Raw genomic sequence first — 22,228 nt, forward strand, 5'->3', positions numbered from 1 at the left:
GCCAACGGCGGGGCGTCGTCAGCAAAACGCCAACAGAGTTGCGGTAAGGTAATCGTTCCCTTCAGAGATTCCGCACGGAGCAGAACTTGAAATACCGCAAACTCGGCCGTACCGACCTGGACGTCAGCCTGATCGGCCTGGGCACCATGACCTGGGGCGAGCAGAACACCGAGGCCGAGGCCCACCAGCAGCTGGACTACGCGCTCGAGCGCGGCGTCAACCTGGTCGACGTGGCCGAAATGTACCCGGTGCCGCCCAAGCCGGAAACCCAGGGCCTGACCGAAACCTACATCGGCACCTGGCTGGCGCGCAGCAAGCGCCGCCAGGACATCGTGCTGGCCAGCAAGGTGGCCGGCCCGGTGCGCGATCCCAAGCGTCCCGGCCACATCCGCGACGGCAAGACCTTCCTGGACCGCAAGAACCTGACCGAGGCGCTGGACGCCAGCCTCAAGCGCCTGCAGACGGACTACCTGGACCTGTACCAGCTGCACTGGCCCGACCGCACCACGGCCACCTTCGGCCAGCTGTCGTATCCGTGGGTCAAGGATGACCACACCGTGCCGATCGAGGAAACCCTGTCGGTGCTGCAGGACTTCGTGCGCGCCGGCAAGGTGCGTCACGTCGGCGTGTCCAACGAAACGCCGTGGGGCGTGTCGCAGTTCCTGAAGGCCTCCGACAACCTCGGCCTGGCGCGCATCGCCTCGATCCAGAACGCCTACAGCCTGCTCAACCGCGTCTACGAGATCGGCCTGTCGGAATTCACCCACCACGAAGGCGTGGGCCTGCTGGCCTATTCGCCGCTGGCGATGGGCATGCTTTGCGGCAAGTACCTGGACGGCGCCCGCCCGGCCAATGCCCGCCTGACGCTGTACACGCGCTTCACCCGCTACAGCAACCCGCAGGCCGAGGCCGCCACCCGCGAGTACGTCGAACTGGCACGCCAGCACGGCATTTCGCCGACGCACCTGGCGCTGGCCTGGGTCAATCAGCGCCCGTTCGTCACCAGCAACCTGATCGGCGCCACCAACCTGCAGCAATTGAAGGAGAATATCGACAGCGTCGACGTCGAACTGTCGTCCGACGTGCTGCAGGCCATCGACCAGATCCACGTGCGCCATCCCAACCCGGCGCCCTGATCCCGCCCGCCGGGAGCCACGAGGACATCCATGCGAAATCTCGACTTCAGCTCCTGGCAAACCGTACTTTCGACCCTGCTGGGCCTGGCGGTCATCACCCTGATCGGGGTGGGGATCCGCCTGCTGGTGATGCAGACCATCCAGCAGCGGCGCGAACGCGAGAACCGCCAGATCAACGAGCGCCTGCGTACGTTGATCGCGGCCTACAAGACGCTGGGCGGGTCCTTCACCGGCAACCTGGTGGTGGACCCCAGCCACCTGCGCGACCTGCGTCGCGGTGTGCCGCAAGCGGCCGCCGCCGGCGACCCCGACGCGCTTGACGAAGCCGATCTCGATGCGGCCGACCCGCTGCGGCCGACGTCGCTGGAAGGCCCCGGCGGCGAACGTCGGCGGCGGGTGCGCGACGCCGTCGAGGCGGCGCTGTCCGACATCATCCTGCTGGGCACCGAGGACCAGGTGCGGTTGGCGGCCCGGGCGGCCTCCGACCTGGTGGCCGGACGCCGCATCGAGACCGCCGAACTGGTGGTGTCGCTGCGCGATTTCATCCGCCGCGTGCTGAACCTGGAGCCGGTGCCGGCCGGCCTGGCGATTCCGCGCCAGGGTCCGACCCGGCCTGCGGCCGGCGGCGCCAAGGGCGCGGGCAGCGCCCGCGGTGGCGACGCGGGCGGCGGTGGCAAGGGCGGCGCGGCGGGTGGCGGCGGTGCCGCCGCGGGCATGGGCATGGGCATGGGCCTGGGTTCGGGCCTGGCGGCCGACGATCCGCACGACCCCCACGGCGGCGCGCGCTGAGCCGTCTCGGCCTGTCGGCGCGCTCGGACGACGGGGCCGCCGTTCAGCGGCCGGCCATCATCGCGGCAGCCTGGCCGCGTTCTCAATACACGTCGCGCACATAGCGCTTGTCCGCCGTCATGCGCGCCACATAGGCCGCGGCGGCGTCGGCGTCCATGCCGCCGTGTTCCCGCACCACCTGCCGCAGCATGGCGTCGACGTCGCGGGCCATCTGCGCGGCATCGCCGCACACATAGAAGTGCGCGCCGTCCTGCAGCCAGGCCCACAGCCGCGCGCCGTGTTCGCGCATGCGGTCCTGCACGTAGACCTTGGCGGCCTGGTCGCGCGAGAACGCCAGGTCCAGCCGCGTCAGCAGGCCGTCGTCGCGCAGCGCCTGCAGTTCGTCGCGATAGTAGAAATCGCTGGCCGCGTGCCGCTCGCCGAAGAACAGCCAGTTGCGGCCGCGGTCGCCGCGCGTCCGCCGTTCCTGCAGGAAGGCGCGGAACGGCGCCACGCCGGTGCCGGGGCCGACCATGATCATCGGCGTGTCGCCTTGCCGTGGCGGCCGGAAGTGGCTGGCTTCCTGCACGAAGACCGGCACCTCGACGTCGCCCGCGCGGTCGGCCAGGAAGGTCGATGAGACGCCCTTGCGCCGCCGCCGGCCATTGTCGTAGCGCACGGCGGACACCGTCAGGTGGACCTCGCCGGGGTGCGCCTTGGGGCTGGAGGCGATGGAGTACAGGCGCGGTTGCAGGCGCTTGAGCGCGCCCAGCCACGCCTGCGCCGGCAGCGCCACCGGGAACGCGTGCAGCACGTCGGCCAGCTGCTTGCCCCACAGCCATTGCCGCAGGTCGGCGCGGCGCTCCTCGGCCAGCAATTGCCGCAGGCCGGGGTCGCGCGCGTGTTCCGCGATCAGCGCCAGCGTGGCCGGCGCGGGGCGCGCGATTTCGTAATGCGTGGACAGCGCCCGGGCCAGCGGCATGTCGCCCACGCCCGGCACGCTGGCCACGGCGTCGCCCGACAAGCCGGCCTGCGCCAGCAGTTCCTCCACCAGTTCGGGACAGTTCACCGGCCATACGCCCAGGGCGTCGCCCGCTTCGTAGTCCAGCCCTGTGTCTGCGATGTCCAGCGCCAGCGCGCGCGTGTCCTTGTCGCCGCCGGCATTCAGCCTCTGGTTGCCGATCAGGCGCGCGGGAGCCGGACGCGCGCGGGAGGGCGGGGCGGGGCGCGCGCCGACCGGCGGGGCGGGCGGTTCGGGCGCTGCGACGCGGACCGCCACGGCGGACGGGGCCTCGGCAGCCAGCGCCACCGCGATGTCGTCAGGCATCAGGCCACCGGCCGGATGGCCATGCTGTTCGGCGTCGGCCGCACGGATACTGGCGATGGCGCTTTCGAGCCAGGCGTCGGCCGGCGCTTCGTAGTCCGTGTCGCAATCGACCCGCGCCAGCAAGGGCTGTGCGCCCAGTTGCGCCAACCGTTGGTCGAGCCGGCGGCCGTGGCCACAGAAGGCGTCATAGTTGCTGTCGCCCAGCGCCAGCACCGCGTAGCGCAACGACGCCAGTCGCGGCGCAGCGGCGGCCGACAGCGCCCGCCACAGGTCCTGGCCGTTGTCCGGCGCATCGCCGTCGCCGAAGGTGCTGGTGATCAGCAGCAGGTATTGGCTGCGGGCCAGGGCGTCCAACGCGCAGTCCGCCATGCAGGCGGTGCGCAATTCGAAGCCGGCCGCGGCCAGCGCGGTGGCGCTGCGTTCCACCAGCGATTCGGCATTGCCGGTCTGCGAGGCCCACAGCAGGGTGACGCGCGGGCGCGGGCCGATGATGCGGACAGTGGCTTCGCCCGCGTCGGCGCCGGGCGTGACCGCCGGCGCCAACGGCAGCGGCGCGCGGCTGTACAGGCCGTGCAGCAGGCCGTTGAGCCACAGGCGGGTGGCCTCGTCGAAAGGCGCGTGGACGGGCAGCTCCGGCACGCCCGGCGCGCCGCCGGCCTGCCGCAGGCCGTTGAGAAAGCCCGACAGGTAGTGGCGCTGGCGCGCATCCAGCGCGGGGGGCTCGGCGCCGCTCGTCAGGCCGAGCAGCGCGGCCATGGCCTCGGCGGGAGCGGCGCCGCCGGCCGCCATCTCGGCCATGGCCAACGCGGCCGGCGCCTCGCCGTTCGCCGTCCCCCCGGCAGGCGCCGCCACGCGGCACAGCGCCACCGCGCAGAACTTCAGCTCGGGCTGCTGCGATACCGGGTCGATGGCGTCGCTGGTGACGGCGTTGATGCACAGGTCGTCGCCATACACGTCGTTCCAGTGAATGGGGGCGAAGCAGTTGCCGGGCCGCACCCGGTCGGTGACGACGGCGGGCAGCAGCGCGCGGCCGCGGCGGGAACGGATCTCGACGCCGTCGCCAGCGGCGATGCCGAGCGTCGCCGCGTCGTCGGGATGGATCTCCACGAAAGGCGCGGGGTTGAGCTTGTTCAGCATCGGCACCTTGCCGGTCTTGGTCAGCGTGTGCCATTGGTGCTGCAGCCGCCCGGTGTTCAACACCATGGGATAGTCGGCGTCGGGCAGCTCCGCCGGATCGACGTGAGGCCGCGCGTGGAACTGGGCGCGGCCGTTGGCGGTGGCGAACACCAGGCGCGGCCGGGCGCCGTCGTCCCCCTCGCGCGGCGGCTGGCCGATGCCGTCGTTGAGATAGCGGATCGGGTTGCGGTCCGGGCCGTCGGCGCTGGCGCAGGGCCATTGCAGCGGCGTCTCGCGCAGCCGCGCATGGCTGGCGCCGCGCAGATCGTAGCCGGTGGCGGGGTTGGAGAAGCCGGTGATTTCCTCGAACACCTCGGCCGCGCTGGCGTACTGGAACGCGTGGCCGTAGCCCATCTCGCAGGCCACACCGGCGATGATGCGCCAGTCGGGCAGCGCGTCGCCGGGAGGCGGCACGGCCCGCGGCATCAGCGTCAGGGTGCGTTCGGAATTGATCATCACGCCCTCGGCCTCGGCCCACAACGCGCCGGGCAGCAGGATGTCGGCGTAGCGGTTGGTCTCCGTGTCCAGGTAGGCGTCCTGCGCGATCACCAGTTCCGCGGCCTTCAGCCCGGCCACCACGTTGGCGCGATTGGCCACGCTGGCCACCGGGTTGGTGCAGATGATCCAGCAGGCCTTGACCTCGCCCGTGGCCATGCGCTGGAACAGGTCGATGGTGCCTTGCCCCAGCCGCGTGTGCAGCGTGCCGGCCGGCACGCCCCAGCGCGCCTCGACGAAGGCGCGGTCCGTGGCCGACAGCACGCTGCGCTGGCCCGGCAGGCCGGGGCCCATGTAGCCCATCTCGCGCCCGCCCATGGCGTTGGGCTGGCCGGTCAGCGAGAACGGCCCGCTGCCCGGCCGGCAGATGCGGCCGGTGGCCAGGTGCAGGTTGCACAGCGCGTTGGTGTTCCAGGTGCCGTGGGTGCTCTGGTTCAGACCCATGGTCCAGCAGCTCATCCACTCGGGCGCCGCGCCGATCCAGTCGGCGGCCTGGCGCAGTTGCGCGGCGGGAATGCCGGTCAGCGCCTCGACCTGTTCGGGGGCGTAGTCGCGCAGCAGCTCCGGCATCGCCTCCCAGCCGTCGGTGTGCGCGGCGATGAAGGCCGCGTCGATCTTGCCGGCCTGGTGCAGCAGATGCAGCAGCCCGTTGAGCAGCGCCAGGTCGGTGCCGGGCCGGATCGCCAGGTGCAGGTGCGCCTTCTCGGCGGTGGCGGTGCGGCGCGGGTCGACCACGATCAGGCGGGCGCCGGCCTTGACCCGGTCCATCATGCGCAGGTACAGGATCGGATGGCAGTCGGCCATGTTGGCGCCGATCACCAGGAACAGGTCGGCGCGGTCGATGTCCTGGTACGAGCCGGGCGGGCCGTCGGCGCCCAGCGACAGCTTGTAGCCGCTGCCGGCGCTGGCCATGCACAGGCGCGAATTCGATTCGATGTTGTTGGTGCCGATGAAGCCCTTGGCCAGCTTGTTGGCCAGGTACTGGGCCTCGATCGACATCTGTCCCGACACGTACAGCGACACCGCGTCGGGGCCGTGCGCGTCGATGATGGCGCGCAGCCGCCCGGCGGTGTCGCGCAGGGTGTCCGCCATCGGCCGCGGCGCCAGGTCCTGGCCGCGCCGGTCGCGCACGTAGGCGTGCTCCAGCCGGCCCGACTGGCGCAGGGCGAGGTGGGCCGACGACCCCTTGGTGCAGAGGCGGCCGAAGTTGCTGGGATGCTCGCGGTTGCCGGTGATCTTCACCACTTGCTCCCGTTCCACGTGCAGGGTCATGCCGCAGCCCACGCCGCAGTAGGGGCAGACGGTGTCCACGGTGCGCTGGCTGCCGCTCATGCTCGGTTCCCAAAAAAGAAAGCGCCCTGCCTGCGCGGCCAGCGGCCGGGCGGGCAGGGCGCCATTGCCCTGGTTGGTTCCCGGCGTGGCCGGGTCGATGCCCTGTCGATGCAAGTTCCATGCCAGTCGCGCGTCACCGGCATGGCGGGGACCCTGAGGGCGCGCGGCGCGCGCGGTGGTGCGCGATGGCACCGAATTGGTGCGCCGCCGACCCGTTTGGGTGCGCGGTGCAGGAGGCGGCGGGCCGCCGCTCGGGCGCCGCCGCGATGGCACGCTTATTGCTTTGATTGCCATACCGGGCCCGTGTCCGGCCAGACAACGCAAGCTTTGCAGGCAACGGCGCCCGGACCCAACAGTCCCGGGCGCCGTTTGTCTTTTGAAAACCGAACGGCCCAGCCTGGATAGACCCATGAGCACAGCGACCTCCACGACTTCCATGCAGACCCTGATCGTCATCGGCAATGGCATGGTCGGCCATCACTGCGTCGAACAACTGATCGAGCGCGGCGCGCTGGCGCGCTATCGCATCCTGGTGTTCGGCGAAGAGGGCCGGCGCGCCTACGATCGCGTGCACCTGTCCGAGTACATAGGCGGACGCGATGCCGAGTCGATGGCCATGAGCGACGCCGCGTTCTACGAACGGCCGGGCCTGTCGCTGCGGCTGGGCACGCCGGTGCTGCGCATCGACCGCCACGCGCGGCGGGTGGTGACGGCCGACGGCAGCCACGGCTACGACAAGCTGGTGCTGGCCACCGGCTCCTATCCCTTCGTGCCGCCGATCGCCGGCGCCGAGGGGGCTTCGCGCCTGGTGTACCGCACGCTGGATGACCTGGACCAGATCCGCGCGGCGGCCGACGGCGCCCGGCGCGGCGTGGTGGTGGGCGGCGGCCTGCTGGGCCTGGAGGCCGCCAACGCGCTCAAGTCGCTGGGGCTGGAAGCGCACGTGGTCGAGTTCGCGCCGCGCCTGATGCCGGTGCAGCTGGACGAAGCCGGCGGCGCGGCGCTCAAGGCGCGCATCGAGACGCTGGGCGTGGGCGTGCACCTGTCGCGCGCCACGCAGGAGATCAAGGACGGCACGCAGTACCGCTACCGCATGCGCTTCGCCGAAGGCGCGCCGCTGGAGACCGACCTGATCGTGTTCTCGGCCGGCATCCGGCCGCGCGACGGCCTGGCGCGCCAGGCGGGGCTGACGGTGGCCGAGCGCGGCGGCGTTGCCGTCGACGGCCATTGCCGCAGCAGCGATGCGTCGGTCTACGCGATCGGCGAATGCGCCGCGTTCGACGGCGCCATCTTCGGCCTGGTGGCGCCCGGCTACCAGATGGCGCGCGTGGCCGCCGCCGACCTCTGTGGCGAGGCCGGCGCGCCGTTCGCCGGCGCCGACATGTCGACCAAGCTCAAGCTGCTGGGCGTGGACGTCGGTTCGATCGGCGACGCCCACGGCGCCACGCCGGGCGCGCGCAGCTACCGCTACATCGACGAGGCCGGCGCCTCGTACCGCCGCCTGGTGGTGTCGGCCGACGGCAAGCGCGTGCTGGGCGCGGTGCTGGTGGGCGACAATAGCTACTACGACACGCTGCTGCAATACGCGCAGAACGGCATCGCGCCGCCGCCCGACCCGGCCAGCCTGATCCTGCACGCCGGCCAGGCCGCGCCCGCGCTGGGCGCCGGCGCGTTGCCGGCCACCGCCACCATCTGTTCGTGCCACAACGTCAGCAAGGCCGCCATCTGCGACGCGCTCGACGGCGGCTGCGCCGATGTCGGCGGCGTCAAGGCCTGCACCAAGGCCGCCACCGGCTGCGGCGGCTGCGCGGCCCTGCTCAAGCAGGTGGTGGAACACGAACTGGCGAGCCGCGGCGTCGCGGTGGACAAGAGCCTGTGCGAGCATTTCGCGTACACCCGCCAGGAGCTCTACGCCATCGTGCGAGTGCAGGGCATCGAATCGTTCGAGGAACTGCTGGCGCGCCATGGCCGCGGCCACGTCGGCTGCGACCTGTGCAAGCCGGTGGTGGCCTCGATCCTGGCCTCGTGCTGGAACCGCCCGATCCAGGACCCGAACCTGGTGCCGCTGCAGGACACCAACGACACCTTCATGGCCAACATGCAGAAGAACGGCACCTACTCGGTGGTGCCGCGCATTCCGGGTGGCGAGGTCACGCCCGACGGCCTGATCGCGATCGGCGCCGTGGCCAAAAAATACAAGCTCTACACCAAGATCACCGGCGGCCAGCGCATCGACCTGTTCGGCGCGCAGTTGCACGAGCTGCCCGACATCTGGGCCGAACTGATCGCCGCCGGCTTCGAGACCGGCCACGCCTACGGCAAGTCCACCCGCACCGTGAAGTCCTGCGTCGGCAGCACCTGGTGCCGCTACGGCGTGCAGGACAGCGTCGCCATGGCGCTGCGCATCGAAGACCGCTACAAGGGCCTGCGCGCGCCGCACAAGCTCAAATTCGCGGTCTCGGGCTGCACCCGCGAATGCGCCGAGGCGCAGAGCAAGGACATCGGCGTCATCGCCACCGAGAACGGCTGGAACCTGTACGTGTGCGGCAACGGCGGCATGCGGCCACGCCACGCCGAGCTGTTTGCGCAGGACCTGGACGACGCCACCCTGATCCGCCATATCGACCGCCTGCTGATGTTCTACATCCGCACCGCCGACAAGCTGCAACGCACTTCCGTCTGGCGCGAGTCGCTGGAAGGCGGGCTGGACTACCTCAAGGCCGTGGTCATCGACGACAGCCTGGGGCTGGGCGCCGAACTGGAGGCGCAGATGCAGCTGGTGGTGGACCGCTACGAATGCGAATGGGCCAACGCCCTGTCCGACCCGGAAAAGCTCAAGCGTTTCCGCACCTTCGTCAACAGCGCCGCCGCGGATCCGGACATCCGCTTCGTACAGGAGCGCGGTCAGCCGCGCCCCGCGCCGGCCGCGCGCGTGATTCCCATCGCCGAGGAGCTTGCCTGATGCGTTCGAATGTCGTGATTGCCCTGCGCCAGGATCCCCCGCCCGACGCCATGTTCGGCGTCGCGTCATGGCGCCCCGTCTGCACCCGCCGCGATCTGGTCGCCGGCTCCGGAGTGGTGGCATTGGTCGAGGGCCGCCAGGTGGCCCTGTTCTATTTGCCGGCGGTTGCCGGTGAAACGCTGTACGCCATCGACAACCGCGATCCGAAATCGGGCGCCAACGTCATCGGCCGCGGCATCGTCGGCCACCTGGCCGGCGAACTGGTGGTGGCCTCGCCGTTGTACAAGCAGCACTTCCGGCTGCGCGACGGCGCCTGTGTCGAATACCCCGAACAATCGCTGCGGGCGTGGCCCGTGCGTTTCAACGGCGACGCGGTCGAAGTCCAACCGCCCGCGACGGCTTGAGGATGCCCGCCATGCCGCGGCACGCCATGCCCTCGACCCTGCGCTTCCTCCTGGCGGCCCGCCGCAGCGAGCTGCACGGGCTCGAGGCGCTGGCCAGCACCTGTGAACTGGCCACCCTGGTCAGCAAGCTGGTGCACGTGCTGCAGAAGGAGCGCGGCTCGTCCAACCTGTACCTGTGCGGCGGCCAGGACGCGTTGCGCCAGACGCTGGCGGGCCTCAGTTCGGACGCCTGCGCGGTCGAGGAGGAAGTGCGCCGTTTCCTCGACCGCCTGGAACCGGATGCCACCCGCAGCGCCGGCAAGGCGCGGCTGCTCAACTGCATCGCGTACGCGCTGTACCGCCTGGACGAACTGCCGCGCACGCGCCGCGCCATCCGCGATCGCCGCGTGGCGGCGGAAGAGGCCGGCGCGGTCTTCACGCGGCTCATCGCCAGCCTGTTCGCGCTGGTGTTCGAAGCCGCCGACTCGTCGCTGGACGCGGGCGTCACGCGCCTGCTGGTGGCGCTGCTGAATTTCATGCAGGGCAAGGAGCTGTGCGGCCAGGAACGCGCCTATGGCGTCATGGGCTACACCGCCGGATACTTCACCGAATCGCAGAAGGCCCGCGTGCTGGAGCTGGCGGACCTGCAGAAGCGCTGCTTCGACAGTTTCGCGCAATACGCCGGCGCGGACGCGCTGGCCGCGTGGGAACGGCTGCAGCAGGGCGCCGGCCCGGTGCTGCGATTGCGCGACATGGCGCTGCGGACCTCCGAGGCCGAACGCGTCGACGCCGGCCTGGCCGAACTGTGGTTCGGTCTTTGCACCGAACGCATCGACGCCATGCGCGCGGTCGAAAGCCTGCTGGCCGAGGCCCTGACGCTGCAATGCCATCGCCGCATCGTCGAGACCCGCGCCGAGCTCGACAACCACCGGCTGCTGCTGAGCCGTTTCGCCGATCACGCCAGCGACGACGCGCCGGCGATGCTGTTCCAGCTGCAGGGCCGCATTCTCGATGTGCCGCCGCAGGACGGCGTGGGCGAGGCCATGGAACGCTCCATCCTCGACCTGATGCGCGATCAGGCGCAGCGCCTGCGGCAGTCGGACGACGCGCTGGCGCTGGCGCGCGGCGCGCTGGAGGAACGGCGGCGGGTCGAACGCGCCAAGTGGCTGCTGGTCAGCCGCCACGGCCTGAGCGAACAGGCCGCGCACGACCAATTGCAGCGTGTCGCGATGGACTGTCGCCGCTCGCTCGACGAGGTCGCCCGGCAGGTGCTGGCCGAACTCGATACCGCGGCGCGCTGAACGCCGCCGCGATGCCAGCCTACGCGCGCGGCACGTCCCACAGCGCGTCGGGCAGGTAGCCCTCCTGCTCGCCCTTGCGGGCGTAGCCCAGCGGATTGGCGACCACGTGGCAGCCGTCCTTCACGTAGTCCAGCGGGCAGTGCAGGTGGCCGTGCAGCCACATGTCGGCCAGCGGCAGCAGGTGGTCCAGCGCGTTGCAGAAGCCGGCGGTGCCCGGCGTCACGCCGTAGCGCGGATCGGCGCTGGCCAGGCTTGGCGCGAAGTGGGTGATGGCGACCGTGGGGCCGTCGAACGGCGCGCGCAGCGCTGTTTCCAGCCAGGCCTGACAGGCCAGGCCCTGCTCGCGCATCTGCTCGGCCATGAAGGGCGCGCCGTGGCGCCGCATCTGCGCCTTTTCCAGGTAGAAGTCGGCGGCGCGGAAGGCCTTGCCGCGCTTGGCCAGCGCCTGCGTCAGCGTGTCGCCCGGCGCGGCCAGCGCGTCGAAGTCGGTCCATAGCGTGGTGCCCACCAGCCGCACGCCGTCGATCACCAGGGTCTCGCGTTCCAGCCACTGGATTCCCAGCGCCTGGCACAGCGCCCGCAGGCGCTCGTGGGTTTCGTCGAAATCGAGGTTGTCGTATTCGTGGTTGCCCGGCACATAGACCACCGGCGTCGGCCAGCCGTGGCGCGGCGCATAGCGGCCCAGGCCGAAGTCGTCCGTCGCCAGCCGCGAGCGTTGCTGGTAGGAGCCGATGTCGCCCGCCAGCACCAGCAGGTCCGCGCCCGGCGTCGGCTCCGCGACGAAAGTGGGGTCGGATTCCAGGTGCAGATCGGACAGCAATTGAATTTTCATGGGCCGGGCTTGTCTTGGTTGCGATTCGCAAGTAAATTGGTTGCGACCCGCAACTTCAGGACGCGCCACCATGGATCTTATCGACTTTCCCACCCGATCCCGCGAACAGACCATCCGCGACCTGCGGGAATTCTCGCGCAAGCTGGTGCGCGAACTCGGTTTCATGCGGCCCTCGCTGGCCGGCAGCGAGCTGGCGCCGTCGGCGGTGCACGCCATCATCGAGATCGGCCTGCAGCCGGGCATCCAGGCGCGCGACCTGGCGCTGGTGCTGCGGCTGGACAAGTCCAATACCAGCCGCCAGGTCGCCAAGCTGGAGGCGGCCGGCCTGGTGGCGCGCGAAACCGACAGCGGCGACGCGCGCGCCTCGCGCCTGTCGCTGACGCCAGCGGGCCTGGACCTGCGCAACCGCATCGACCAGTTCGCCACCGAGCAGGTGTCGCGCGCCTTGCGGCAACTGGCGCCGCCCGACCAGGAAATCCTGGTGCGCTACCTGTCGCTGTATGCCGACGCGCTGGCGCGCGAGAATCCGAACACGCGCGCCGCCCAGGCCAGCGACGCGATCGAACTGCAGATCCAGGAAGGCTACGCGCCGGGCTGTATCGGCGACGTGGCCGCCTTGCATGCGCGCTACTACGCCCAGGCCGCCGGCTTCGGCGTGGTGTTCGAGCGCCTGGTGGCGACGGGCCTGGCGGCCTTCGCCGAAGCGTTGCCGGCGCCGGGCAAGAACCTGTGGCGCTATGCCGACGGCAATCGCACGCTGGCCTCCATCGCCATCGACAGCGACCTGCGGAAACGCACCGCGCACCTGCGCTGGTTCATCGTCGATGAATCGCTGCGCGGACTCGGCGTCGGCCGCGCGTTGTTGACTCGCGCGATGCGCTTCGCCGACACGCTCGATGTTGACGAAACGTATCTGTGGACCTTCAAGGGATTGGACGCCGCGCGCCATCTGTACGAGTCCGAAGGCTTCGTGCTGACCGAGGAAGCCGAGGGCACGCAGTGGGGCGGCGTGGTGGTGGAGCAGCGCTTCAGCCGGCCCGCGCGCTGACGCATCTGGACACACACTGAGGCCGCGCGCACGCGCCGCGGCCCGCTTCGGCACGCCACCTTTCACGGCGCTGTCACGTCGCATTCCTAGACTCGCTGGGGTCTTGCCGGCTGGTCGCGGCAAGGTCGGTCCTCCTCTTTCCAAAGAACCTCCCCATGCCCTCCAAGAGTCTTGCAAGAACCCTTGCCGCGGTCCTGCTCGCGGCCGCCACGCTCGCCGCCTGTGGCGGTGACGATTCCTCCGATGATCCCGCGCAGCCGCCGGTCACCCCACCGACCGCGCCGCAGCTGCGTTGCGCCCCGTAAGCGGCGGTAGCGCCGACCTCCACGATTCCGAGCACACCCGATGACCTCCCGCCGCAATTTCCTCCAGACCGCCACGGGCGCGGGCTTCGCCGCCGCCGCGCTCGCCGCCTTCCCGCCCAGCATCCGCCGCGCCCTCGCCATTCCCGCCAACAACGCCACCGGCACCATCAAGGACGTCGAGCACGTCATCATCCTGATGCAGGAGAACCGCTCGTTCGACCATTACTTCGGCACGCTCAAGGGCGTGCGCGGCTTCGGCGACCGCTTCCCGATCCCGCTCGCCAACGGCCGCAAGGTCTGGCAGCAGCAACGCGGCAACGGCGCCGTGCTGACGCCGTTCCACATCGACGGCACCACCAACAACGCGCAGCGCGCGTCGGGCACCCCGCACAGCTGGGACGACAGCCAGAAGGCCTGGGACGGCGGCCGCATGGCGCAATGGCCGACGCACAAGAACGACATCTCGATGGGCTACTTCAAGGAACGCGAGCTGCCGTTCCAGTTCGCGCTCGCCAATGCGTTCACGCTGTGCGATGCCTATCACTGTTCGATGCACACCGGCACCGACGCCAACCGCTCGTTCCACCTGACCGGCACCAACGGCGCCGTGCCCACCAACACCGCCTTCGTCAACAACGAGTGGGACTGGATCGACGGCCTGCCGGCCAACGTCAACAAGGGCTACACCTGGACCACCTACGCCGAGCGGCTGGAGCAGGCCGGCGTCAGCTGGATCTCGTACCAGAACATGCCCGACGAATGGGGCGACAACATGCTGGGCGCGTTCCGCACCTTCCGCCAGGCCAACGTGAATTCCGGGTTCCCGGTGTCCAGCGGCGGTGAGCCCGGCGTGCCCTACGCCAACACCGGCCAGGCCTTGCCGTACAAGGCCTACGACCCGGCCACCGACAACGCCGCCAATCCGCTCTACAAGGGCGTGGCCAACACGCTGCCGGGCGCCGCGCCCGAGAACTACCTGGACGCCTTCAAGCGCGACATCCGCGACGGCAAGCTGCCGCAGGTGTCCTGGATGAACGCGCCGTCGATCTACTGCGAACACCCCGGCCCGTCGAGCCCGGTGCAGGGCGCCTGGTTCCTGCAGGAAGTGCTGGACGCGCTGACCGCGGTGCCCGAGGTCTGGAGCAAGACGGTGCTGCTGGTGAACTTCGACGAGAACGATGGCTACTTCGACCACGTGCCGTCGCCGTCCGCGCCGTCGCGCGATGCCGGCGGCAGCGCCGCCGGCAAGACCACGCTGGCCGATGCCGACCTGACGCCCGAGTACTTCACGCATGCCTCGCCCGCCGGCAGCGCCAGCCAGCCGGCGACCAAGGACGGCCGCGTGTACGGCCCTGGCCCGCGCGTGCCGATGTACGTGATCTCGCCCTGGAGCCGCGGCGGCTGGGTCAACTCGCAAGTGTTCGACCACACCTCGGTGCTGCGTTTCCTGGAAGCGCGTTTCGGCGTGGCCGAGCCCAACATCAGCCCGTTCCGCCGCGCGGTTTGCGGCGACCTGACCAGCGCCTTCAACTTCAAGACGCCCAACACCGAGGCGCTGCCGACGCTGGCCGGACGCGCCACGCGCGCGGCCGCCGACCAGTTGCGCACCGCGCAGGAAGCCCTGCCGCAGATGCCGCTGCCCACCGACATGCAGCTGCCGCTGCAGGCCAGCGGCACGCGGCCGTCGCGCGCGCTGCCGTACGAACTGCACACCAGCGCGCGCTGCGCCGCGGCCGGCACGGTGGAACTGGTGTTCGCCAACACCGGCACGCAGGGCGCGGTGTTCCACGTCTACGACCGCTATCACCTGGATCGGCTGCCGCGCCGCTACGCGGTCGAGGCCGGCAAGACGCTGTCGGACACCTGGAACGCATTGCAGGACAACCTGGGCATGTATGACCTGTGGGTGCTTGGCCCCAACGGCTACCACCGCCACTTCAAGGGCGACACCAACCGCATCGCCGACAGCGGCGCGTTGCCCGAGATCCGGGTCTGCTACGACATCGCCAATGGCGAGGTCTATGCCGAGCTGCTCAACACTGGCGCCAAGTCCTGCACCTTCACGGTCGCGCCGCAGGCGTACCGCCAGGACGCGGCGCTGACGCTGGACGTGGCGGGCGGCGGCAAGGCCACCCGCAACTGGGGGCTGGCGGCCAGCGGCCAGTGGTACGACTTCGCCGTCACCTGCTCCAGCGATCCGGCGTTCTACCGCCGCTTCGCCGGCCGCGTCGAGACCGGCGCGCACACGGTGAGCGATCCGGCCATGGGCGTGGCCGGCGCCTGACGGCCGGGCGCGGTCAGACGCGGAAGTCCGCCGCCATGTCCTCGTCGGTGCGCATGGGCAGCTTGCCCGCGCGGCAGGCCTCGAGGAAGCGGCGGTAGTCCTTCTCGTTCTGCCGCGCGTAGCCCTGCGCATACGCCAGCAGCGCCTCGGGGAACTGGCCCGCGCGTCCCATGTACGCGGCCAGTTCCACCGAGTGCCCGCTGGCCTTGGCATGGGCCCGCGCCAGCGCGCGGCCGCACATGCGGGCGTAGCCGGTCAGGATCTTCTGGTTGAAGCTCTCGACGTCGGCCGACACTTTCATGTCGCGCAACTGGCGGAAGTAATAGTGCCTGCCGCGCGGCCCGGTGGCCCAGCCCAGGAAGATGTCGCTGGCCGCCTGCAGCAGCCGCTGGCCCGCCACCACGCGATACCCGTCATGCGCGGGCGCCTTGTCGCGGGCATAGCGGGCGATGACGGATTGGCGCGCCTCCTTGACCTGCAGGAACAGCGGATTGCCCCAGCTGTCGACCATCAGCATCACCAGGCAGACCGTGCCCACGCTGCCCACGCCCACCACCTTGAAGACCACGTCCTGCACCGCGAAGTGCTTGAGCAGCTCGCGCCGGTCCGGCGCCAGGCTGTCGAGATAGCCGGCATAGCACTTGGCCATCTTCTTTTTCCAGGTCGGCGTGTCGGGCCAGTGCTCGGCCTTGCCCAGCAGGGTGACCGGGCCGCTGGGATGGAACATGGCCGGCGGCGCGTCGCGGATACGCCAGCGGTCGCCTTCCAGGTACGCCATCTTGCGCAGCATGCTCTCGTTGGTGCGGCCGGCGGCCTTTTCCATGGCGCGGCCGATCAGGCGGCGGCCCTCGGGGGTTTCCGCGTCCTGCAGCATGCGCTCGAAGGTGATGCCCTCGTACCAGACGTCGAGCGTGCTGTTCTGCGCATACTCGTTCATGCGCAACTGGTATTCACTGGTGGCCGCCATGACGATGTCGGCGCTGTCGCCGCGGCCGTAGCCCATGTGCGCCGCCGCCACCGCCAGACTCGCCGTCAGCCGCTTGACGTCCCATTCCCACGGGCCGGTGGCGGTTTCGTCGAAGTCGTTCAGGTCGAACAGCAACTGCCGCTCGGGCGTGGCGAAGCCGCCGAAGTTGAGCAGGTGGGCGTCGCCGCAGATGGGAATGGAGATACCGGTATGCGGGGTGCCGGCCAGGTCGTGCGCCTGCAGGATGGCGGCGCCGCGAAAGAAGGTGAAGGGCGAGGCCGCCATGCGGCCGTAGCGCAGCGGAACCAGGGCCTGTACCCGCCCGGCGCTGTTGATCCGCAGCAACCGGATCGGGTCCCGGTCGACATTGCCGAGGGCGGCGTGGGCCGAACGCTTGACGTGCTCCCGGGCCTTCTGTCCGTTGGACCTGCGCGCTTGAATGCTGTCTGTTTCGAGCATGGCGGTTCCCTGGTCGCGGACCGGCGCCGATGACCGGCCTGTCGCCAGGAGTGTAGCGGGACTGCACCCGTTGCGGGCGTCCGCGTCAGCGCGCCGGCCGTCGCGGCGCCCGGCCCCTGACCGCCGCCTCAGATCACGGTGATGCGCAGTTCGGCCAGCAGCGCGGCCGCCTGGGTCTTGGAGATGGCCGCGCCGGCCAGCCGCGCGGCGGCGGACAGGTCGATGCCGCCCAGGTCGGCCTCGCGCAGGTCGGCGCCCTCGAAGCGCACGTTCTTGAGCGTGGCGTTGCGCAGGCTGCCGCCATGGAAAGTCGTGTCGCGCAGGTCGCAGCCGGTCAGGTCGGCGTCGGAGAAATCCAGTTGCTGCAATGCACACTTGCGAAACGAGATGCCGCGCACCAGCGCGCCCACCAGCAGGCAATCTTCCAGCGTCCAGCCCAGGCAGGCGATGCCGTCGAAGTCGACGCCGGTCAGCTTGCAGCCCTGGAAGCGGGCGCTCGCCAGGCGCGCGCGGCGCCAGTTGGCGTTGTTCAGGTCGCAATGCTCGAATACCGCGTCGCTGGCGTCGGCCGAGGCGAACACGGCCTGTCCGCCACGGCAGCGCCGCCAGACGCTGTCGGCCAGCGTCGCGCCCTGGAACGAGGCGCGGGCGATGGCGCAGGCGGTGAAGCGGGCGCCGCGCAGGTCCAGGCGCGAGAAGTCGGCTTCCTGGAAGTCGCAATCGTCGAAGGTCAGCGGCTGGCCGTCGGCCCGCTCGATCAGCGCCTGCATCGCCTGGCGGTCCAGCGCCTGGCCGGTGACGGTTTCCATGGATTGCCGCGTCATGCCCATCTTCTCTATCGGGTTCATCGAACCCTCATTGGAACATGCCGTGCTCGACGCAGAACGCCACCAGTTCCTGGTCGGTGCGCACCTCCAGCTTGCGCATGGCCGATATCTTCTGGCCGCTGACGGTCTTGACGCTGCGCTTGAGGCTGCCGGCCACCTGCATCATCGATTCGCCGCGCACGAAGTGCCGCAGCACCTCGAATTCCTTGGGCGACAGGCTGTTGATGCGCTCGCCGATGAGCGTGCCGCGCCCCGCCGGCGACCGCCGCCGCGGCAGGCCGGGCGGATAGTATTTGCGGCCGTGTTGCAGCGCCTGCAGGGCGGTGACGATCTCGTTCGGGCTGTCGTGCTTGAACACCACCGCGTCCACGCCGGCGTCGTACAGCGCCGACACGATCATGGGGTTCGACACCATGGTCAGCACCACCACGCGCACGCCGGGGTAGTGGCGGATCAGGTACTTGACCAGGCGGATGCCGTCGCCGTAGAGGTCGTCGCCGGGCATGGCGTAGTCGGTGATCACCACCTGCGGCGCGTCGCGCGCAAGCTGTTCGACCAGCGCCGTGGGCGTGTCGAGCGCGGCGACGACCTCGAAGCCCAGGTGCTTTTTCAGCAGGTCGGCCATGGCCATCAGAACCAGCGGATGGTCGTCGGCGATGACGATGCGGAGTCTTTGCATGCGGGGCGCGATCAGGTTGGCCGGGAGGGCTGGCGGATTATTCCGCACCCGGGACCGGCCCCGGGCCTGGCGGCGCCGAAGTCGGACGAAGGGAGAAAAGCGTGCGGGCCGGGAGCGGGGGGAGTCATGGGCGGGCTCTCAGGAATGCAGGACGCGCGGCAGCGCCGGGGGCGCGGCGTGATCGCGCCGGCCAGGAGGGCGCGGTCGATTGAGAATTTTCTTGTGCAGTCGCGCGTCCGCTTTTGGCACCATCGTCTTCCTGTCTTGTCTGCATTGATCTTCCGCCCGACGCGGCCGGCATTGCGGCGTGCCCACGCCCCTGAGGTTCCATGATGTCTCCCTTCACGCGCCGCGCCTGGCCGGCGCCCGGGGTCCCGCCCCGCCATGTGTGAATCCGTTCACGCCTGGCCCGCGCGCGACGACGCCCCGTCCCTGCGATTCCAGCCCGTGTTCACCGGGCAAGGCCAGGTGCATGAATACGCGGTCGTCGACCGCCCCACGCCCTCGGCGGGCGGCCTCTCCGATATCGGGGCCCAGCGAGCCCGCCTGCGGGCCGCGGTGGCCTTCGCCGCCAGGTCCGGGGTGGCGCTCGACCTGTCTTTCGAGCATGCGCTGGCGGCGTCGCACGACGCCGATCTGGCGCAACGGCTATGCACCGATCTCGATATCGGCCTTGTGCAAGACCAGCTCCGCATCGGCCCGCCCGCCAGCCGCGAGCGGCTGCAATGGCCCGCCCGGCGCCTGACCTTCCGCCTTCCATTGTTGCTGCGCCTGGTGCCGCAGGCGCATCTGCTGACCTACTATGCCGAATTCGCTCCGGGCCTGCGCGCGCAATTGCTTGGCGCGTCTGGCGGCGCGTTGCGCGGATCCGGCCTGACGTTGAAGATTCCGCGTGGGCTCGGCGCCGATCGCGCGTTGCAGCGCCGCTTGCGCGCGTTGGCCGGGCGCGCTGCCGACGCCGGGCTGGAAGTGTTCGCGGATGACATCCAGGATATCAACGATTTCGTCTGGCTGCGGCGGCTGCCCGGGCTGCTGTTTCGCGGCCCGGCGCTCAGTGCGCCGCTCAGCGGGTCCTGCCTGGGGAGCTGGTTGCGGGCGGACGGCGGCGCCTGGCGCAGCTTCCAGGTGTGCGTGCCGCAGCCCGCCCAACCCGGCGAGTGACGTCTGCGGCGGCCTCAGCCAGCCTGCATGCTGCCCAGGATGAAGCCATCGACCGCGTTGCTGCGGCCGCGCCACAGCGTCGGCTGGCCCGCGATCGGGGTGCCGTCGGCGGTGAAGAACAGGGCGTCGGCCAGATGGATGTAGTTGGGCAGGGGTTCGGCCGGTTGCGGCAGCCGGAACACGTCGCCCAGTTCCGCCAGCGAGGTGCGCACCGATTGCCGCGCCTGGCTGTCCATGTCCGACAGCGAGTCGGCGAAGGTCTCGGCGAAACGGTCGAAGTACTCGGCGCCCGACACGATCGAACCGGACACCAGCATGCCGCCCATCTGCAGCGTCACGCCGATGCTCTTGAGCTGGCCGCCGTTGTTCACCAGGTTCACCAGGAACTGCAGGAAAACGTCGGCCGGCGGCGCGGTGACGGCGGGGGCGGGCTGGGACGGGGTGGGGGTCGGTTCGAGACTCATGGCGGCATGGGCTCCGGAATGTGCGAGGGAGTCACAAGATACTCGAACTGCGGCCGGCGCGCATCGGGGCAATCGGCGGAAAAACAGCCGGATCGGGTGTCATTCCGCGGCATCGGCGCGGCGGGCCGCGGAGTAACTTGCGGACAATCGTGTTTTCCCCAGAGCAGGCCGCCCATGATCACCGTGAATTCCAGGAATGCCGCTGACGCGGCCGATCTTCGACTATCGTCGTCCGCCGCGGGCGCCGACGGCGCTTTCCGCGCCGCGTTCCAGGACGCGCAGCAGCGCGGCGCGTCGGCGCTGGGCGGCGGCGTGCGCGGCGCCTCGCCCGTCGCCACCTCGGCGTCCGAGCAGGAGTTCATGGACTACGCCTCCATGTCGCTGCAGGACAAGATGTTCTACGCGGCGCTGGCCTCGCTCGGCATCTCGAAAAAGGACTACGACGCGATGTCGGCGGCCGACAAGCTCAAGATCGCCGAGAAGGTCTCGCTGGTCATGCAGGAACTGGCCAAGGCCGAGCAGACCCGGCAGCAGCAGGTCGGCTGACCTGGCGGGCGGCCCCGCCGGGGCCACCGCGCATCATCGACCCGGGTCCGGCGCGCCCGCTTGCGCCGCGCGGTCCGCCTCGTGCCGCCGCAACATGGCGGCGACGCGCTCGCCCGCGGCCCGCAGCCGCGCCACCAGCGCGTCGGGCGCGAGCACGTCGAACTCCACCTCCAGCGCCATCAGCCAATACGCCAGCGCGTCCAGCGACTGGCCGGTGCATCGCAGCAGGCAACGGCCCGCATCCAGCGCCTCGATCTCGCCGACCGTCGCCGGGATGCGCGCGGCCATCGCCGCCCTGGGCGCATGCAGCACGATGCGCGCTTCCTCGGCGTGGTTGCCGCCGACCGAGCGCGCTACATAGGCGCGCAGGTCGCCGCCATCCGGCGGCGGGCGCGGCGCGAAATGCGCACCGAGCGTGACCTCGCCGGCGATGCGGTCCAGCCGGAAGGTGCGCCAGTCCTCGCGCGCCGGGTCCCAGGCCACCAGGTACCAGCGGTATCCCGTGTGCGCCAGCCCCTGCGGCTCGACCTGGCGCGTGCTGGCCTGGCCGCGGCCGTCGGTGTAGTCGAAGTTCACGCGCAACTGGTCGCGGCAGGCGGCCGCCAGCGCGGCCAGCTGGCCCGCGTCCACCAAGGGGCCGTTGCGCGCCAGTGGCACCAGCGCCGCGCGCAACGCGTCGACCTTGTGGCGCAGCCTGGCGGGCATCACCTGTTCCAGCTTGACCAGCGCGCGCAGCGCCGCTTCCTCGACCCCGCCGACCGAGCCGGTGGCCGCGGTGCGCAGCGTGATGGCCACCGTCAGCGCCTCGTCGTCGTCCAGCAGCAGGGGCGGCAGCGCGTTGCCGGCGCGAAAGGCATAGCCGCCCGCCACGCCGCTGCTGGCCTGGATCGGGTAGCCCAGTTCGCGCAGGCGGTCGATGTCGCGCCGCAGCGTGCGCGGGTGCACTTCCAGCGTCTGCGCCAGCTCGCCGCCGGCCCAGTGGCGGCGGGTCTGCAATAGCGAAAGCAGGCGCAGGAGACGGTTGCTGGAAGTGAGCATGGGGACAACGATAAAGCGAATCGAGGGCGGAAACTGTCCGCAATGGATTCTACAGTTCATCCCGTCGCCAGCGGCCATGGGGCCGCGGCGGGAATCCACGAAACCGGAGTTTTTTCCATGTCCATCGTCTTTTATTGGCACCCCCAGTCCAGCGCCTCCCCGATCGCCGCCGCCCTGGCCGAACTGCAGGTGCCGCACGAACGCGTGAAGGTCGACATCCGCACTGGCGAGCAGCATCGCCCCGAATTCCTGGCGATCAATCCGAATGGCAAGGTGCCAACGCTGACCGTGGACGGCGCGCCGCTGTTCGAAGGGCTGGCGATCCAGCTGTGGCTGGGCGAGCAATGGGGCGTCGAGCGCGGCCTGTGGCCCGCCGCGGGCACGCCGCAACGGCTGGCCGCCATGTCCTGGAGCGCGTGGGCCTATGTGTCGTACGGCGCGGTGCTGTGGCGCCTGTTCCACGTCGGCCACGGCGAGGAAGGCCAGCGCGATCCGCGCCATGCGGAACGGGCGCTGGCCGACCTGGACGTTTTGCTGGCGGTGCTGGACGGCCACCTGGCGCGCCAGCCCTGGATACTGGGCGCCGAATACTCGCTGGCCGACCTGGTGGTGGGCTCGGTGATCGGCTACAGCACGATGCTCGGGGCGCGCGTGGCGGCGCACCCGAAGGTGCAGGCCTGGCTGGGCAAGGTGCAGGCCCGGCCCGCCATGCAGATCGACCGCTGAGGCCGTCCGCGC

At 70.5% G+C, this 22,228-nt stretch carries 17 protein-coding genes; 10 read left to right on the plus strand and 7 right to left on the minus strand.

Features of this window, described 5'->3' with window-relative positions; all coding sequences use genetic code 11:
- Window positions 1-86: 86 nt before the first annotated feature.
- Together I6I07_RS12620 and I6I07_RS12625 are read left to right on the plus strand one after the other, a co-directional pair.
- On the plus strand, window positions 87-1,136 hold the full coding sequence (locus tag I6I07_RS12620) for an NADP(H)-dependent aldo-keto reductase (protein ID WP_198486901.1): 1,050 nt from the start codon (window positions 87-89) through the stop codon (window positions 1,134-1,136).
- 30 nt (window positions 1,137-1,166) lie between these two features.
- Window positions 1,167-1,925, plus strand: coding sequence for a hypothetical protein (locus tag I6I07_RS12625; RefSeq protein WP_198486902.1), 759 nt, complete (start codon window positions 1,167-1,169; stop codon window positions 1,923-1,925).
- Window positions 1,926-2,007: 82 nt separating this feature from the next.
- Here I6I07_RS12625 and I6I07_RS12630 read toward each other — a convergent pair whose 3' ends face one another.
- A complete protein-coding gene (locus tag I6I07_RS12630) occupies window positions 2,008-6,234 on the minus strand; it encodes a bifunctional nitrate reductase/sulfite reductase flavoprotein subunit alpha (protein ID WP_198486903.1) in 4,227 nt (1,408 codons plus the stop codon).
- A gap of 409 nt (window positions 6,235-6,643) precedes the next feature.
- Here I6I07_RS12630 and nirB point away from each other — a divergent pair, with 409 nt between their 5' ends.
- The 3 genes from nirB to I6I07_RS12645 are packed head-to-tail and all read left to right on the plus strand — an operon-like array spanning window position 6,644 to window position 10,880.
- Complete coding sequence (nirB, locus tag I6I07_RS12635) at window positions 6,644-9,196, plus strand: nitrite reductase large subunit NirB (RefSeq protein ID WP_198486904.1); 2,553 nt, start codon at window positions 6,644-6,646, stop codon at window positions 9,194-9,196.
- On the plus strand, window positions 9,196-9,600 hold the full coding sequence (gene nirD, locus I6I07_RS12640) for a nitrite reductase small subunit NirD (protein WP_232626073.1): 405 nt from the start codon (window positions 9,196-9,198) through the stop codon (window positions 9,598-9,600). Before nirB ends, nirD begins: the two co-directional genes overlap by 1 nt.
- 11 nt (window positions 9,601-9,611) lie before the next feature.
- Window positions 9,612-10,880: a nitrate- and nitrite sensing domain-containing protein gene (locus tag I6I07_RS12645; RefSeq protein WP_198486905.1), complete on the plus strand. Its 1,269-nt coding sequence runs from the start codon at window positions 9,612-9,614 to the stop codon at window positions 10,878-10,880.
- 19 nt (window positions 10,881-10,899) lie between these two features.
- Here I6I07_RS12645 and I6I07_RS12650 read toward each other — a convergent pair whose 3' ends face one another.
- Window positions 10,900-11,712 carry a metallophosphoesterase gene (locus I6I07_RS12650; protein ID WP_198486906.1) on the minus strand — a complete coding sequence of 271 codons (813 nt, stop codon included), beginning with the start codon at window positions 11,710-11,712 and terminating at the stop codon, window positions 10,900-10,902.
- Window positions 11,713-11,782: 70 nt separating this feature from the next.
- Between I6I07_RS12650 and I6I07_RS12655 the strand changes: the two genes are divergently transcribed.
- Both I6I07_RS12655 and I6I07_RS12660 read left to right on the plus strand, forming a co-directional pair.
- Window positions 11,783-12,760 carry a GNAT family N-acetyltransferase gene (locus I6I07_RS12655; RefSeq protein ID WP_198486907.1) on the plus strand — a complete coding sequence of 326 codons (978 nt, stop codon included), beginning with the start codon at window positions 11,783-11,785 and terminating at the stop codon, window positions 12,758-12,760.
- A 345-nt stretch (window positions 12,761-13,105) separates the two neighbouring features.
- Window positions 13,106-15,349 carry a phosphocholine-specific phospholipase C gene (locus I6I07_RS12660; RefSeq protein WP_198486908.1) on the plus strand — a complete coding sequence of 748 codons (2,244 nt, stop codon included), beginning with the start codon at window positions 13,106-13,108 and terminating at the stop codon, window positions 15,347-15,349.
- A 13-nt stretch (window positions 15,350-15,362) separates the two neighbouring features.
- Here the strand turns inward: I6I07_RS12660 and I6I07_RS12665 are convergent, their stop codons facing one another.
- From I6I07_RS12665 to I6I07_RS12675, 3 genes are all read right to left on the minus strand, one after another.
- Window positions 15,363-16,775 carry a DUF2252 domain-containing protein gene (locus I6I07_RS12665; protein ID WP_198486909.1) on the minus strand — a complete coding sequence of 471 codons (1,413 nt, stop codon included), beginning with the start codon at window positions 16,773-16,775 and terminating at the stop codon, window positions 15,363-15,365.
- A gap of 128 nt (window positions 16,776-16,903) precedes the next feature.
- A complete protein-coding gene (locus I6I07_RS12670; RefSeq protein WP_198487513.1) occupies window positions 16,904-17,599 on the minus strand; it encodes a pentapeptide repeat-containing protein in 696 nt (231 codons plus the stop codon).
- Between the two features lie 31 nt (window positions 17,600-17,630).
- Window positions 17,631-18,281 (minus strand): response regulator, encoded by a 651-nt coding sequence (locus tag I6I07_RS12675; RefSeq protein ID WP_198486910.1) that lies wholly within the window; start codon window positions 18,279-18,281, stop codon window positions 17,631-17,633.
- A 447-nt stretch (window positions 18,282-18,728) separates the two neighbouring features.
- On the opposite strand from I6I07_RS12675, the gene I6I07_RS12680 reads away from it, so the two are divergent.
- Complete coding sequence (locus I6I07_RS12680; protein WP_198486911.1) at window positions 18,729-19,442, plus strand: hypothetical protein; 714 nt, start codon at window positions 18,729-18,731, stop codon at window positions 19,440-19,442.
- A gap of 14 nt (window positions 19,443-19,456) precedes the next feature.
- Here the strand turns inward: I6I07_RS12680 and gvpU are convergent, their stop codons facing one another.
- Entirely contained in the window at window positions 19,457-19,906 is a 450-nt protein-coding gene (gvpU, locus tag I6I07_RS12685; protein ID WP_198486912.1) for a gas vesicle accessory protein GvpU, read from the minus strand.
- A 174-nt stretch (window positions 19,907-20,080) separates the two neighbouring features.
- Here gvpU and I6I07_RS12690 point away from each other — a divergent pair, with 174 nt between their 5' ends.
- Window positions 20,081-20,452 (plus strand): hypothetical protein, encoded by a 372-nt coding sequence (locus I6I07_RS12690; protein WP_198486913.1) that lies wholly within the window; start codon window positions 20,081-20,083, stop codon window positions 20,450-20,452.
- A gap of 33 nt (window positions 20,453-20,485) precedes the next feature.
- On the opposite strand, the gene I6I07_RS12695 is transcribed toward I6I07_RS12690, so the two are convergent.
- Window positions 20,486-21,490: a helix-turn-helix transcriptional regulator gene (locus I6I07_RS12695; protein ID WP_198486914.1), complete on the minus strand. Its 1,005-nt coding sequence runs from the start codon at window positions 21,488-21,490 to the stop codon at window positions 20,486-20,488.
- A 117-nt stretch (window positions 21,491-21,607) separates the two neighbouring features.
- On the opposite strand from I6I07_RS12695, the gene I6I07_RS12700 reads away from it, so the two are divergent.
- The gene (locus I6I07_RS12700) at window positions 21,608-22,216 is read left to right on the plus strand and encodes a glutathione S-transferase family protein (RefSeq protein WP_198486915.1); all 609 of its coding nucleotides are present in this window, start codon (window positions 21,608-21,610) and stop codon (window positions 22,214-22,216) included.
- Window positions 22,217-22,228: the final 12 nt, after the last annotated feature.

Source organism: Achromobacter deleyi, from assembly GCF_016127315.1.
GTDB classification, from domain to species: domain Bacteria; phylum Pseudomonadota; class Gammaproteobacteria; order Burkholderiales; family Burkholderiaceae_B; genus Achromobacter; species Achromobacter insuavis_A.

Excerpts from the sequence above, each read along its gene's own strand:
- I6I07_RS12625 (WP_198486902.1), top strand. The coding sequence starts at position 1,167 with ATGCGAAATCTCGACTTCAGCTCCTGGCAAACCGTACTTTCGACCCTG.
- I6I07_RS12630 (WP_198486903.1), bottom strand. The coding sequence starts at position 6,234 with ATGAGCGGCAGCCAGCGCACCGTGGACACCGTCTGCCCCTACTGCGGC.
- nirB (WP_198486904.1), top strand. The coding sequence starts at position 6,644 with ATGAGCACAGCGACCTCCACGACTTCCATGCAGACCCTGATCGTCATC.
- nirD (WP_232626073.1), top strand. The coding sequence starts at position 9,196 with ATGCGTTCGAATGTCGTGATTGCCCTGCGCCAGGATCCCCCGCCCGAC.
- I6I07_RS12645 (WP_198486905.1), top strand. The coding sequence starts at position 9,612 with ATGCCGCGGCACGCCATGCCCTCGACCCTGCGCTTCCTCCTGGCGGCC.
- I6I07_RS12650 (WP_198486906.1), bottom strand. The coding sequence starts at position 11,712 with ATGAAAATTCAATTGCTGTCCGATCTGCACCTGGAATCCGACCCCACT.
- I6I07_RS12655 (WP_198486907.1), top strand. The coding sequence starts at position 11,783 with ATGGATCTTATCGACTTTCCCACCCGATCCCGCGAACAGACCATCCGC.
- I6I07_RS12660 (WP_198486908.1), top strand. The coding sequence starts at position 13,106 with ATGACCTCCCGCCGCAATTTCCTCCAGACCGCCACGGGCGCGGGCTTC.
- I6I07_RS12665 (WP_198486909.1), bottom strand. The coding sequence starts at position 16,775 with ATGCTCGAAACAGACAGCATTCAAGCGCGCAGGTCCAACGGACAGAAG.
- I6I07_RS12670 (WP_198487513.1), bottom strand. The coding sequence starts at position 17,599 with ATGACGCGGCAATCCATGGAAACCGTCACCGGCCAGGCGCTGGACCGC.
- I6I07_RS12675 (WP_198486910.1), bottom strand. The coding sequence starts at position 18,281 with ATGCAAAGACTCCGCATCGTCATCGCCGACGACCATCCGCTGGTTCTG.
- gvpU (WP_198486912.1), bottom strand. The coding sequence starts at position 19,906 with ATGAGTCTCGAACCGACCCCCACCCCGTCCCAGCCCGCCCCCGCCGTC.
- I6I07_RS12690 (WP_198486913.1), top strand. The coding sequence starts at position 20,081 with ATGATCACCGTGAATTCCAGGAATGCCGCTGACGCGGCCGATCTTCGA.
- I6I07_RS12695 (WP_198486914.1), bottom strand. The coding sequence starts at position 21,490 with ATGCTCACTTCCAGCAACCGTCTCCTGCGCCTGCTTTCGCTATTGCAG.
- I6I07_RS12700 (WP_198486915.1), top strand. The coding sequence starts at position 21,608 with ATGTCCATCGTCTTTTATTGGCACCCCCAGTCCAGCGCCTCCCCGATC.